Origin of the sequence: Rhodococcoides trifolii (genome assembly GCF_014635345.1) — a bacterium.
Lineage (GTDB): Bacteria > Actinomycetota > Actinomycetes > Mycobacteriales > Mycobacteriaceae > Rhodococcoides > Rhodococcoides trifolii.
The window spans coordinates 622,931-635,990 of the sequence record NZ_BMCU01000001.1 but is presented as its reverse complement, the minus strand read 5'-3'; the positions used below and the strand labels follow the sequence as shown (position 1 = coordinate 635,990).

Here is a 13,060-nt window from a genome sequence, read left to right as displayed (position 1 = left end):
AACTCATTCACTACGCGCGGCTACCTCTCGAATTCGTGTGCGGCACAAAAACCAGCCACCGATCAACATAGGCGCGATGAGCAGAATCGACGCCACCGTCCAGGTGCCGACCGGCTTGTCGAACGCCATCAGCACCAACACACAGGCGAGGAAACCTAGGGTCGCGTACCCGGTGTAGGGAGCTCCGAACAGTCGGAACGCAGGCCGAGTCACGGCCCCCTTCTTCGACAAGGACCACAGCTTCAGTTGGCATGCAACGATAACCGCCCACGCGCTGATGATGCCGAGCGCTGCGAGGTTCAGGACGATCTCGAATGCCTGCGCCGGCACGACGGCGTTGAGCACAACACCGAGCAGGGTCACCACCGACGTCAGTGCGATGCCCCCGTACGGCACGCCCGCCTTGTTCATGCGCGCCGCGAACTTCGGTGCTGATCCGGCCACCGCCATGGAATGAAGAATGCGACCGGTCGAGTACAGACCCGCGTTGAGCGACGACAGCGCAGCGGTGAGAACGACGAGGTTCATGATCGCGTCCGCGCCCTGAACGTCGATGGCCCCGAAGAACGTCACAAAGGGGCTCTCGCCGGAGCGATAGCTGGTGTACGGCAACAGCAGGGAGAGCAGAAGCACCGATCCGACGTAGAAGACGACGATACGAACGATCACCGTGTTGATGGCCTTCGGGATCACCTTCTCGGGGTTCTGCGTCTCGCCCGCAGCGGTACCGACCAACTCGATGGACGCGTAGGCGAACACCACCCCTTGAATGATGACGATGGCCGGGAGCAGGCCGTTCGGAATCAGACCGCCGTTGTCGGTGAGAACACTCAGGCCAGGGTCCTGGCCGTCGATAGGTGTTCCGAAAATGACGTAGTAGACGCCGATCGCCAGGAACGTCACCAGCGCAACGACTTTGATGAGCGCGAACCAGAACTCGAGCTCGCCGAACACCTTGACCGACACCAGGTTCAAACCGAGAACCAGCACCAGGCCGGCCAGCGCGAACACCCACTGGTCGACGTTGCCCAGCGGCGCCCAGTACTTCTCGAAGAAGTTCATGTACAGCGCCACTGCGGTCACGTCCACGACGGCCGTCATCGCCCAGTTCATCCAGTACAACCACCCTGCGGCGAAAGCGACCTTCTCACCGAAGAATTCGCGCGAGTACGACACGAACGATCCCGACGTCGGTCGGTGCATCACCAGCTCGCCCAGTGCGCGCAGAATCAGGAAGGCGAAGAATCCGCACAATGCGTACACCAGAACAAGGGCCGGTCCGGCTTCGTTCAGCCGACCTCCGGCTCCCATGAACAGGCCGGTTCCGATGGCGCCGCCGATCGCGATCATCTGGATCTGCCGAGGCGCCAGCTCCTTTCGGTAGCCGAGATCTTCCTCGTTGAACGCCTGCCTCTGCGGCGGGTTCTCGATACTCATGGCTTTACCTCGTCGAAGTTTCGGGAGCAACGGAATGCTCGGTGGGAGCGACCCGCAGATTGGCGAGATGCTCGGGGCTCAGCAATCGGTCCAGCTCCTCACGACCGAGCAGACCCTTCTCCAGCACGAGATCGACGACGTTGCGGCCGCTGACCAGTGCCTCCTGCGCGATAGCGGTGGATTCGACGTAGCCGAGGTACGGGCTCAGTGCCGTCACGAGACCGATGGAGTTCTCCACCCGTTCGCGCAGCAGGTCGACGTTGGCGGTGATTCCGTCCACGCAGCGGTGCGCCACGGTCAGGCAGGCTGCGCTCAGGTGCGCCATGCCCTCGGACAAGGACTTGACGATGATCGGCTCGAATGCGTTGAGCTGCAACTGCCCTGCTTCTGCCGCCATCGTGATGGTGACGTCGTGGCCGATGACTTCGTAGGCGACCTGGTTGAGCACCTCGGGGATGACGGGGTTCACCTTTCCGGGCATGATCGACGAACCTGCCTGCATCGGAGGCAGATTGATCTCGTTGAGCCCGGCCCGAGGGCCCGAGGACAGCAGCCGCAGATCGTTGCAGATCTTGGAGAGCTTGACCGCCACGCGCTTGAGCACGCCGGACAGATGTACGAACTGTCCCACGTCCTGCGTCGCCTCGATCAGATCGGTTGCCGTGACCAGCGGTAGCCCGGTGATGGTGCGCAGGTGTGCGACGGCCGACTCGGTGTAACCCGCCGGAGCGTTCAGGCCGGTGCCGATAGCGGTAGCACCGAGGTTGATCTCGTGCACGAGAAGAGCCGCTTCCTCGAGGCGCGAGCAGTCTTCGTCGATCATGACCGCGTAGGTGCCGAACTCCTGACCCAGCGTCATGGGCACCGCGTCCTGCAACTGGGTGCGGCCCATCTTGACGACGCCGGCGAACTCGGCGGCTTTGCGTCCGAACGCATCCCGCAGCACCTTCATCGACGCGATGAGTTCGTGGACGGCGAAGACGGTCGCGATGTTCACCGAGGTGGGATACACGTCGTTGGTGGACTGCGAGGCGTTCACGTGCTCGTTGGGGTGCAGCATGGCGTAGTCGCCGCGTGCGTGCCCGAGGATCTCCAGGGCACGGTTGGCGATCACTTCGTTGGCGTTCATGTTGGTCGATGTTCCGGCGCCACCCTGAATCACGTCGACCACGAACTGTTCGTGCCACTGGCCGGCGAGGATTTCGTCGCACGCGGTCCGGATTGCCTCGCCGCGGGTGGCGTCGATGATGCCGAGATCCTGGTTGGCTGCTGCAGCGGCCCACTTGACCGCTGCAAGACCCCGAACCAAGTGTGCATTCGTCGAGATCGGGCGACCGGTGATGGGAAAGTTCTCGAGTGCGCGCAGGGTGTGGATACCCCAGTACACGGTCGTCGGGATGTCGCGTTCGCCGAGAAGATCCTTCTCGATGCGGGTATCGGCCACTCTGTGCACTCCTTGTCGACTCAACCTGTCCGGCTGTCTGACAGGTATCGTGACGCAGAACACTCCATTGGTCAACCCCCAAGTTTTCGGAGGTCAGAGAGTCAGGATCGCGTCGGCGAAGTGGCCGGGAAGCTCCTGGGGCGGATTGTGGCCACAGTCCAGAGCTCGCACGTCGACCAAATCGGTGAAGTGAGCGTCGTGATCAGACGCACCGTACAGCCCCGCAACAGTGTCCTCGGTGGGATCGATGACGATGGTGGGGACGGTGATCTCCGGCTGCGCGGCCAGCGCATCCTGAGTCGTCGCGTACGCGGGGTCACCGGGCTCGAGGCCGTAGCGGTGGCGATAGGAATGCACCACCACGTCCACGAAGTCCGGATTGTCGAAAGACGCAGCGGTAGCACCGAATTCGGAATCACCGAACCGCCAGGTGGGCGACCAGTCCGTCCACAACGTTTGGGCGATCTCGGCGCGATACTCCGTCAATCCGGCTCGGCCCCGCTCCGAGTGCAGGTAGTACTGGTACCAATAGCGCTTCTCGAGGTGCGGCGGTGCGGGTCTGCTGTTGGCCGCGTCGATGTCCTGGATCAGGTAGCCGGACACGCTCACGAGTCCGGACACCTCCTCCGGCCACAACGCTGCAACGGCACACGCGGCGCGCCCGCCCCAGTCGTAGCCGGCGACGATGGGCTTGTTCAGTTTCAACGCCGTGACGAGCTCACGCAGATCGTGCGCGAGAGCAGCCTGCTCGCCGGACCTCATCGTGGCGCGGTCGGTGAACCTCGTGCCGCCGAATCCGCGCAGGTACGGCACCACCACGTCCCGCCCGGCGTCGGCCAACAAGCGCGCGACGTCGTCGTACGCCCTCGTGTCGTACGGGAAACCGTGCAGCAGAACAACAGACGCCCCGGACGGGTCGCCGTGTCGCTCCACCGCCACGTCGAGGACTCCGGCGCGGATCGTGAACATGCGTTCCATCCTGTCAGCTGCTCAGCACATCCTCCATGCCCGGCGCGAGAACGTCGGACAGTGCGTTCCACGGGACGGTGATCGTGATGAGACCGATCGCGTAGGCGCCCACCTGGTAGTCACCGAAATGGATGTTCATTCCGTCCGGAGATGCTGTCCAGTTGGCGTAGTTGGCCAGGGTCGGCGCCATGCCCGATCGCTGATAGTCGCTTCCCGCCCGCGTCGTCGGAAGTATCTGCGCGGCCTGTTGTGACAACCGGTCGAGGCCGGCGTCCAGGTCGGTGAACGCGTCGTCAAGCGAGATCGGTGTCGCCGTATCGGCGTCGACGGTCACGGTGGAGATCAACGAGTCCCCGTGTGCACCCGGGGGAATCGCGTGCCAGCTCGTGATCTGTTCGCTGCTGATCACGCGGTCGCCGACGTGAGTGGACGCCTCCTGGTAGCCGTCGCTCAGAGCAAAACGATCCTGGACTCCGTTGTCGTCGTCGATCAAATCCTGCAACGCCGACCGCATCGATTCGTTGAATTCGTTCGTCACCGCGGGATTTCCACCACTGATCTGCGGGATCTCGACGTCGTAGGTTGCGCGGTCGGTCGCTCCGCTGACCCGAGTGCTTCCGACCACGTAAGGCGTGGTCGCCGGTTCGGCCGTGGTCGTGGGAAGGTCCGTGGTCGTGGGAAGGTCCGTGGTCGTCGGTGCGGAACCAGTCGTGGATGCAATCACGGCGGGCGGCGCGGCAGTCGGCGTCCCCTCGGTCGAGCAGCCCACCACGGCCGCTGCGGTGAGAACCGACATTGCGGCAGTCGACAGACCGGTACGAATCATGACCTATGCGTAGCACCCCGCGGGTCCGCCGTCGACGGGACCCTCGGGACCGATACCGATTCGTTCTACGGCGAGTGCACACTGGAGACGTGCAACTCTCTCGTGCCGTCGTCGCCGTCGGACTCGTCCTGACCGCAGTCGGATGCTCCTCCGCTGCACCGTCCCACAACGATGCAGATGCGGCGTTCGTCCTGCACATGCTCCCGCATCACCAGCGCGCACTCGAAGTCGCGGCACTGGCCGCCGCCACGGCGTCCGACCCGAGAGTGACAGCATTCGGCGAGCGCATCGTGTCGGAGCAGACACCCGAGGAGCAGAACCTGACCCGGTGGGTCGACGACCTCGATCTGCCCGTGCAGCCCGACGACTCCACGATGGCCGACGGGTACATCGACGACACCGCGTTCGCACGGCTGAAAACCGAGTCCGGCACCACCTTCGACCGCGATTTCCTCCTACTCTCCGCCCTGAGCGAGGAGGGGGCAGCGGCGATGGCGAACGTCGAATTACAGGGCGGAACATACGAACCTGCGTTGACTCTGGCACAGAGCATCTCGACGGCCCCCGACACCCAGATCCCCGAGCTCCGCGACCTCGCGAACCAGCTGCCCTGAATTCGACGAAAAAGCCCGGCCCCCTCGCAAGAGGGAGCCGGGCTTTCGTCGAACAGGACTCAGTCGAACAGGACTCAGAAGTCCATGCCGCCCATGCCACCGGTCGGGTCGCCCGCGGGCGCACCGGCCTTTTCGGGCTTGTCGGCGACGACGGCCTCGGTGGTCAGGAACAGAGCCGCGATGGACGCTGCGTTCTGCAGTGCCGAGCGGGTGACCTTGACCGGGTCGTTGATGCCTGCGGCGAGCAGGTCCTCGTACTCGTTGGTCGCGGCGTTGAGGCCATGACCGGCGGGCAGGTTGCGGACCTTCTCCGCGACGACGCCGGGCTCGAGGCCGGCGTTGAACGCGATCTGCTTCAGCGGAGCTTCGAGGGCGACGCGAACGATGTTCACGCCGGTTGCCTCGTCACCCGTGAGGTTGAGGTTCTCGAGTGCAGGCGCTGCCTGGAGGAGTGCCACGCCGCCACCGGCGACGATGCCCTCTTCGACAGCTGCCTTGGCGTTGCGCACGGCATCTTCGATGCGGTGCTTGCGCTCCTTGAGCTCGACCTCGGTCGCAGCTCCGGCCTTGATGACTGCAACGCCGCCGGCCAGCTTGGCCAGACGTTCCTGCAGCTTCTCGCGGTCGTAATCCGAGTCGGAGTTCTCGATCTCGGCGCGGATCTGGTTGACGCGACCGGCGATGGCGTCGGCGTCGCCGGCACCTTCGATGATCGTGGTCTCGTCCTTGGTGATGACGACCTTGCGCGCGGTACCGAGCAGCTCGAGTCCGGCGCCCTCGAGGGAGAGGCCGACCTCTTCGCTGATGACCTCGCCACCGGTGAGGATGGCGATGTCGGCGAGCTGCGCCTTGCGACGGTCACCGAAGCCCGGTGCCTTGACGGCGACGGACTTGAAGGTGCCACGGATCTTGTTCACAACGAGGGTGGAGAGAGCTTCGCCCTCGACGTCCTCGGCGATGATGACGAGCGGCTTACCCGACTGAATAACCTTCTCCAGCAAGGGAAGCAGGTCCTTGACGGTCGAGACCTTCGAGCTGACGAGCAGGATGTACGCGTCTTCGAGGACGGCTTCCTGACGCTCGGCGTCGGTCACGAAGTAACCCGAGATGTAGCCCTTGTCGAAGCGCATGCCCTCGGTGAGCTCGAGCTGCAGGCCGAAGGTGTTGGACTCCTCGACCGTGATGACGCCTTCCTTGCCGACCTTGTCCATTGCTTCGGCGATGAGCTCGCCGATGGAGGGGTCGCCCGCGGAGATACCAGCGGTAGCAGCGATCTGCTCCTTGGTGTCGATCTCCTTGGCGGAAGCGAGCAGCGACGCGGTGACGGCCTCGACGGCCTTCTCGATGCCGCGCTTGAGGCCGAGCGGGTTCGCGCCGGCTGCGACGTTGCGCAGGCCTTCACGAACGAGTGCCTGAGCGAGAACGGTCGCGGTGGTGGTTCCGTCACCTGCGACGTCGTCGGTCTTCTTGGCAACCTCTTTGACCAGCTCTGCGCCGATCTTCTCGTAGGGGTCGTCCAGCTCGATCTCCTTGGCGATGGACACACCATCGTTGGTGATCGTGGGGGCGCCCCACTTCTTTTCGAGTACGACGTTGCGACCCTTGGGGCCCAACGTCACCTTGACTGCGTCGGCGAGGGCATTGAGGCCTCGCTCGAGGCCACGGCGTGCCTCTTCGTCGAACGCGATGATCTTGGCCATTGCGAAGTGATCCTCCGGATTGGGGTGACACATACCGGCCGGATTCGGTGCCCGCGACGGACGAGCAGGGGTGTCGATGGATCCCTGATCTCACCGTCCCGACCTGGCACTCACGGTTCGCGAGTGCCAACTTCAATTTCTAGCACTCGACACCCGAGAGTGCAAGGTAACGGCTTGTCCTGTCGGTCGTTCCTCAGGCTCCAATCACAGCCCCAGCACCGCCGGTAGATCGGCCACGGAGTCGATCACGTGGTTGGGCTGCATGGCGTACTGGTCGCGGCCCTGACGGTCGAGGCGTTCCTGCCGGAACTTTCCGGTCCTGACCAGGACACCGCGCATCCCCACGACCTGCGCCGCGAGGACGTCGTTGTCCAGGTCGTCACCCACCATGACGACGTAGTCGGGGTCGACGCCCATGCGTTCGGCCGACGTCCGAAACCCCAGTGGAGCAGGCTTCCCGACGGCCGTCGCGGACTTCCCGGACGCCGACTCCATCCCGGTGAGGTACATGCCGGTGTCGATACGCAGTCCGCCGGCGGTCGACCACATGAGGGACCGATGCATGGCGACGACGGGAACCCCCTGGCACATCCAGTCGTAGACCTTGCTGAGCGCTTCGTGCGTGAACTCGGGTCCCGCGCCGCCCAGCACGACGACATCGGGGTCCTCCTCGACCACATCGATACCGGGGAGGTCTGCCGTGATCTCGCCACTGCTCAGTAGGACGCATCGTGCGCCGGGGTACTTCGAATGCAGATGATCGGCGGTCAGCGTGGCGGCCGTGACGATCTCGTCGGCGTGAACTTCGATGCCGGACACTCCGAGCGACTCGGCAATCTGTTCGCGCGTCTTGGAGGTCGTGTTCGTGAGAAATGCACACGCGATGTCGTGTCCACGCAGGAGTTTGACGGTCTCGGCCGCACCGGGAATGGGCTTCCAGCTGGTGACGAGCACGCCGTCGATGTCGAACAGCACCCCCGCGATCGAACTCATGCAAGCAGAGTAGTGGCGGTCGGGCGTGGGTGCCGGACGAGTCAGGCGGACACCGAGTCGGCCTCGTGCGAACCCGCCCCCCGCGCCAAGGCCACCGCTGCTGCGATCATCGCCGCCAAAGCTGCGACTAGAACGGCCGACACCGCACGGTCCGCATGCAGGTACTCCCCGAGCACCACGAACCCGAGCATGGAGGCCACCAGTGGTTCCATCACGGTGGTCGCGGGCAGCGACGCCTGCAGAGCCCCGACCTGGAAGGCGGACTGCTGGATGGCGATGGCCACGACGGCGACCACGATGAGGGCGTAAAGCTCGAACGAGCCGATCACGGGGACGATTCCGCGTCCGGCGAGGTGCACCACACCCTTGGTCAGCACGGCGGCGACGCCGAAGAGTGCACCGCCGGCGAGCCCGAGCAACAGCGCCCGGCGGTTGCGGCTGCCGTGGCGCGAACCCCACAGGCAGAGTGCGACGAAGGGCAGGCCGACGAGGCAGATGACGATCCAGTGCTTGGTCTCGGCTCGTTCGACACCGGGCCGGGGGTCGCCGACCACCACGAGGATGGCAATGGACACCGTGAGCGCTGCCGCCCACAGCCAGTCGATTCCGCGCACGGGTCGTCCCGAGAATCGCGCGCCGAGTGGCAGCGCGAACAGCAAGGACAGCACCAACAATGGTTGAACCAGCAGGAGCGATCCGAGGCCGAGAGCCGCGGCCTGAAACGCATACCCGCCGAATCCGACGATCGTGCCGACCCACCACGAGGGCTTGCGCACGAGCGTGGTGATGGGCCCGAGGGCGCCGACCTCGTGGTCGCCGACCTCGGACGCCGATCGTTGCCGAACGACGGTTCCGACTGCAATACACAGTGCAGCGGCGAGCGCGCACGCAATTGCGAGAACGGAGTCACCCATGCCCAGAGGCTAGAACACCGTGAGCGTCAGCTTCCTGCGATGCACGCCATTCCCGTGCGTGCGTTGAATGCGAAGGAGTTGACGCCTTCGCAATTCACACCCGCTGCCACCGCGGTGGCGCCGCCGCCGAATCCGGCAATGGCGACAGTGGTGTTTCCGTCGACGGCCTGGGACTGCGTGATACCGCCGCCGATCGAGATGGCGTACGCGGTTCCCTGCCCGATCACCGAACTGAGCGCGGTGCCGAATCCGGTGGCGTACGCCGTGGACTGCCCGCCGGCGTCGGCCACGCTGACCGCGGTGCCGCTCTCCGACGCGGTGGCATTGGCGACGCCGACTCCGGTGGCCTGCGCGCCGCAGCTCGCCACGCCGTTGACGCGAATGTCGTTGGCGGACGGGGGAGATGAACACGTGACGGGCGCAGCCGAGGCAACCCCGGAACCGAGTGCGGCGCCGCCGACCACGAGGCCGACGCTGATCGTCACCATCGAAGCCAGGCGGATTGTCTTGCGAGAGATGGAAGAAAGGAAACGGGTGGGCACAGATGGCTCCTGGGAAGAGATGGTGCGTGGAATGCGGCGAGCCGCACCCGGCACAGTACCCTGTCGAAGCCGTTCGGTCAGTGAATGAGCGACTGCCAGTTCCGGGGAACCCTGTCCGCGGGACCCGGCGTGGTCTGTTCCAACGGATGATGTTGCGGCGCAGGAAGTTCCGGTCCGTAGTACATCTCTTCGGTGGTGTAGCTGTAGAACCACTCCTCGCCCGGTTCGTAGCTGCGCACGATCGGGTGCCCGGTGCCGGCTGCGTGGGCGCTCGCGTGCTGCGAGGGTGAGGAGTCACAACACCCGATGTGACCGCACTGGGCGCAGCGCCGGAGGTGGAACCACCAGCCGCCGCTGCTGTCGCACTCGACGCACCCCGGACCGCTGGGCGCCACGGACACGTCGATTCCCTCTATGTCGGCCATGAGTTGCTATTTCCCTTCGATTACGGGGTCGTCGAAACCTTCGGCGACCGGGACATCGGTTCCCGGCTCTGGATCGAGGGGAATTCGGACCTGAAAACGGGTGTTTCCCGGTTCCGATTCGACCCTCAGGTCACCTTTGTGCTTTTTCACCACGATGCGCCAGGAGATGTCCAGCCCCAGACCGGTTCCCTCGCCGACTGCCTTCGTCGTGAAGAAGGGTTCGAAGATCCGTGACCGAATGTTCTCCGGGACCCCGGGTCCGGTGTCGCAGATCTCGATGACGGCCTGGTCGCGCTCGCGGCGCGTGCGGATGGTCAGAGTTCCGTGACCGTCCATCGCCTGCACCGCGTTCACGATGAGGTTGGTCCAGACCTGGTTCAACTCGGCGGCGTAGCAGGGGACCAACGGGAGCGTCGGGTCGAATTCCTTGACCACCGTCACGTCGTCGCCGATCTTGCGACCGAGCATCACCAGGGTGCTCTTGAGCAGCCCACGGAGGTCGACGCGCTGGTACGGCGCACGGTCCATCTGCGAGTACTGCTTGGCGGCGTTCACCAGCGTCGAGACGCGGGTCGTGGAGTCCGCGATCTCGTTCATGAGCAACTCGGTCTCGACCGTGTAGTTCAGCCACCGAATGGCGCCTTCGACGGTGTCGTCGTTGTCCACGCTCGCCACCACGCGTTCGAGCCACGGCACGTCCATCCCGGCTTGCACGAACGTCGCCGCGAGGTCCCAGCCGCCGGAGATTCCGCGCGCTTCGAACCAGTCACCCAGTTCGTCCTCGCGGTCCGACGCCTCCATCGGCGACAGATCCGGCGCCTTCGCCACCAGGTCGGCGGCTTCCTCCTGGAGCCGAACCAGCGTGGCCATGGTCTCGGGCGAGTAGACGCCCGACGCGATCATCCCCAGCTTGTGCCGCATGTGGGACACCCGGTCCCGCAGCGACACCGTGGCTCGTACTGCGGCCGCGGCCGGGTTGTTCAGCTCGTGGGTCAGCCCTGCGGACAGCGAGCCGAGGGCGAGCAACCTCTCACGCTGGTCGAGCACCTGCTTGCTGTTCTGGTTTCCGAAGAACAGTCCTTCGAGCAGGTGTACGGCCATCGGGAACCATTCGCGTACCAGCGGACCGAACTTCTCCGCGTCCAGCACGAAGAACTTCGACGGCCGTGTCACGCGCATCGAGCCCTGGTAGTTCTGCGGCGCGCGGTCGCCGAGGTAGGCCTGCCACGCACCGGAGTAGACGCCGCGCTGCGAGGTCCGGTTGATTTCGACCTCGTCGCCCCCGGAGAGCTTGGACAGCACCAACTCCCCCTCGATCAGCACGTAGAAGCACGTGGCCAGGTCTGATTCGGAGTACACCGGGCCCGGTTCGATCATCTCGACGTGGCCGTTCTCGCACAGCTGCTCGAGCTGGTGGTCGGTGAGGCTTTCGAACAGGAAGAGTGTCTTCAATTCCTGTGGGCTACAAGCAAGCTCGGTCATGAGCTGTTCCTTCTCACGAAGACGTCAGATAGCGGTGCACGAGCATGACGGCCATGGCGCCTTCACCGACGGCCGACGCGACGCGCTTGGCTGAGTCCGAGCGCACGTCACCCGCCGCGAAGATGCCGGGGACGCTGGTCTCGAGGTGGTGCGGCTGTCGATCGAGGTTCCACCCGGCGGGCCGCTGTCCGTCGACGGTCAGATCCGGGCCGGAGACGACGAACCCGTGCTCGTCTCGCACGACGACGCCGTCGAGCCAGTCGGTCCGGGGGGCCGCGCCGATGAACAGGAAGAGGAATCCGGCGTCGACAGTTTCTTCGGTCTCGGTCGCGTTGTTACGCAGCACGATCGACTCGAGGTGATCGTCGCCCGATACCCCGATCACCTCGCTGCAGGTGCGCACGGAGATTCGCGGGTTGTTCTCGATCTGCTGGATCAGGTAGTACGACATCGAGGCTTCCAACGACGGTGCGCGCACCACGATGGTGACGGACTTGGCGCCGCGCGCGAGGAACATCGCGGCTTGACCGGCCGAGTTGGCACCGCCGACGATGTAGACGTCCTGATCGGTGCACCGCGGCGCCTCGGTCACTGCCGATCCGTAGAACACCCCGCGGCCGGAGAAATCGTCGATTCCCGCGGCCGGGTGCCGACGGTACGACACACCCGTCGCGAGGATCACGGTGTGCGCGTCGACGGAGTCGCCGTCCGCGAATCGCACCGTGCGGGCCGATCCGTTGACCTCGAGTGCGACCACGTCCTTCGTGGTGATGAGTTCGGCGCCGAAGCGAGTGGCTTGACGCCGCGCCCGGTCGGCGAGCTGCGACCCCGAGACGCCGTCGGGAAACCCGAGGTAGTTCTCGATGCGTGAACTTTGACCTGCTTGGCCGCCGGTCGCCGTCCGTTCGATCAACGCGGTGCGTAGACCTTCGGACGCACCGTAGACGGCGGCGCCGAGACCGGCCGGTCCGCCGCCCACGACGACGAGGTCGTAGAACTTCTCCGACGGCGACGTGTTGAGCCCGAGATGGGTGCCGAGCTCGGCGTCGCTCGGTTCGACGAGACACTGACCGTCGGCGCACACCACGACCGGCAACCGGCTGCCGTCGAGTCCCGCCGCCGACAGCAACCGCTGTCCCTCGGGTTCGTCCGACATGTACCACCGGTAGGCGAGCTGGTTGCGCGCCAGGAACTCGCGCATGTCCGACGAGCGAGACGCCCACCGGTGACCGATGATCTTCGTTTCTTCCGCAGGGCGGAAATCCGATGTGGCCCACACGTCGAGCAGTGAGTCGACCACCGGGTACAGCTTTTCCTCCGGTGGATCCCACGGCTTGAGGAGGTAGTGATCGAGGTCGACCACATTGATGGCCTCGATCGCCGCATCGGTGTCCGCGTACGCCGTCAGGAGAATGCGCCGAGCCATCGGATACAGATCGATGGCCTTCTCCAGGAACTCGATTCCGCTCATCGCCGGCATCCGGTAGTCCGCGAGGATCACGGCGACCGCGTCCCCACGCAACTTCATCTGCTTGAGTGCGTCGATGGCCGATGCGCCCGATTCCGCCCGAATGATCCGATACTTCTCGCCGTAGCGCTTGCGGAGGTCGCGCGCCACTGCTCGTGAGACTCCCGGGTCGTCGTCGACGGTGAGAATCGCAGGTTTGCTCTGTTGCGCAGGTTGTGTCACAAGTCCCTCTCGACAGACACGATT

At 64.9% G+C, this 13,060-nt stretch carries 12 protein-coding genes; 1 reads left to right on the top strand and 11 read right to left on the bottom strand.

Translation table 11 applies throughout. The annotated features are described in order from the left end of the window. Positions 1-3: 3 nt before the first annotated feature. The 4 genes from IEW02_RS03025 to IEW02_RS03010 form a co-directional block, all read right to left on the bottom strand. Positions 4-1,437 carry an amino acid permease gene (locus tag IEW02_RS03025; RefSeq protein ID WP_188543197.1) on the bottom strand — a complete coding sequence of 478 codons (1,434 nt, stop codon included), beginning with the start codon at positions 1,435-1,437 and terminating at the stop codon, positions 4-6. A gap of 4 nt (positions 1,438-1,441) precedes the next feature. Next, positions 1,442-2,881 carry an aspartate ammonia-lyase gene (gene aspA, locus IEW02_RS03020; protein WP_188543196.1) on the bottom strand — a complete coding sequence of 480 codons (1,440 nt, stop codon included), beginning with the start codon at positions 2,879-2,881 and terminating at the stop codon, positions 1,442-1,444. Positions 2,882-2,974: 93 nt separating this feature from the next. Beyond that, entirely contained in the window at positions 2,975-3,850 is an 876-nt protein-coding gene (locus IEW02_RS03015) for an alpha/beta fold hydrolase (protein WP_188543195.1), read from the bottom strand. 13 nt (positions 3,851-3,863) lie between these two features. After that, positions 3,864-4,676: an RsiV family protein gene (locus IEW02_RS03010; RefSeq protein WP_188543194.1), complete on the bottom strand. Its 813-nt coding sequence runs from the start codon at positions 4,674-4,676 to the stop codon at positions 3,864-3,866. A gap of 89 nt (positions 4,677-4,765) precedes the next feature. On the opposite strand from IEW02_RS03010, the gene IEW02_RS03005 reads away from it, so the two are divergent. Then, the gene (locus IEW02_RS03005) at positions 4,766-5,290 is read left to right on the top strand and encodes a DUF305 domain-containing protein (protein WP_188543193.1); all 525 of its coding nucleotides are present in this window, start codon (positions 4,766-4,768) and stop codon (positions 5,288-5,290) included. A gap of 74 nt (positions 5,291-5,364) precedes the next feature. Here the strand turns inward: IEW02_RS03005 and groL are convergent, their stop codons facing one another. The 7 genes from groL to IEW02_RS02970 form a co-directional block, all read right to left on the bottom strand. Next, positions 5,365-6,990, bottom strand: a complete 1,626-nt coding sequence (gene groL / locus IEW02_RS03000) for a chaperonin GroEL (RefSeq protein WP_188543192.1) — start codon at positions 6,988-6,990, stop codon at positions 5,365-5,367. Positions 6,991-7,194: 204 nt separating this feature from the next. Continuing rightward, entirely contained in the window at positions 7,195-7,983 is a 789-nt protein-coding gene (locus tag IEW02_RS02995) for an HAD-IIA family hydrolase (protein ID WP_188543191.1), read from the bottom strand. A 41-nt stretch (positions 7,984-8,024) separates the two neighbouring features. Further along, positions 8,025-8,897 carry a DMT family transporter gene (locus IEW02_RS02990; protein ID WP_188543190.1) on the bottom strand — a complete coding sequence of 291 codons (873 nt, stop codon included), beginning with the start codon at positions 8,895-8,897 and terminating at the stop codon, positions 8,025-8,027. 26 nt (positions 8,898-8,923) lie between these two features. After that, positions 8,924-9,439 carry a DUF6764 family protein gene (locus tag IEW02_RS02985; protein ID WP_229745752.1) on the bottom strand — a complete coding sequence of 172 codons (516 nt, stop codon included), beginning with the start codon at positions 9,437-9,439 and terminating at the stop codon, positions 8,924-8,926. Between the two features lie 77 nt (positions 9,440-9,516). Continuing rightward, positions 9,517-9,864, bottom strand: coding sequence for a UBP-type zinc finger domain-containing protein (locus IEW02_RS02980; protein WP_188543189.1), 348 nt, complete (start codon positions 9,862-9,864; stop codon positions 9,517-9,519). Between the two features lie 6 nt (positions 9,865-9,870). Then, the gene (locus IEW02_RS02975; protein ID WP_188543188.1) at positions 9,871-11,346 is read right to left on the bottom strand and encodes an ATP-binding protein; all 1,476 of its coding nucleotides are present in this window, start codon (positions 11,344-11,346) and stop codon (positions 9,871-9,873) included. Between the two features lie 13 nt (positions 11,347-11,359). Further along, positions 11,360-13,036, bottom strand: a complete 1,677-nt coding sequence (locus IEW02_RS02970; protein WP_188543187.1) for an NAD(P)/FAD-dependent oxidoreductase — start codon at positions 13,034-13,036, stop codon at positions 11,360-11,362. Positions 13,037-13,060: the final 24 nt, after the last annotated feature.

Coding starts and splice junctions, on each gene's coding strand:
- IEW02_RS02995 (WP_188543191.1), bottom strand. CDS start 7,983: ATGAGTTCGATCGCGGGGGTGCTGTTCGACATCGACGGCGTGCTCGTC.
- IEW02_RS03025 (WP_188543197.1), bottom strand. CDS start 1,437: ATGAGTATCGAGAACCCGCCGCAGAGGCAGGCGTTCAACGAGGAAGAT.
- IEW02_RS02980 (WP_188543189.1), bottom strand. CDS start 9,864: ATGGCCGACATAGAGGGAATCGACGTGTCCGTGGCGCCCAGCGGTCCG.
- IEW02_RS03015 (WP_188543195.1), bottom strand. CDS start 3,850: ATGTTCACGATCCGCGCCGGAGTCCTCGACGTGGCGGTGGAGCGACAC.
- IEW02_RS02975 (WP_188543188.1), bottom strand. CDS start 11,346: ATGACCGAGCTTGCTTGTAGCCCACAGGAATTGAAGACACTCTTCCTG.
- groL (WP_188543192.1), bottom strand. CDS start 6,990: ATGGCCAAGATCATCGCGTTCGACGAAGAGGCACGCCGTGGCCTCGAG.
- IEW02_RS02990 (WP_188543190.1), bottom strand. CDS start 8,897: ATGGGTGACTCCGTTCTCGCAATTGCGTGCGCGCTCGCCGCTGCACTG.
- IEW02_RS03010 (WP_188543194.1), bottom strand. CDS start 4,676: ATGATTCGTACCGGTCTGTCGACTGCCGCAATGTCGGTTCTCACCGCA.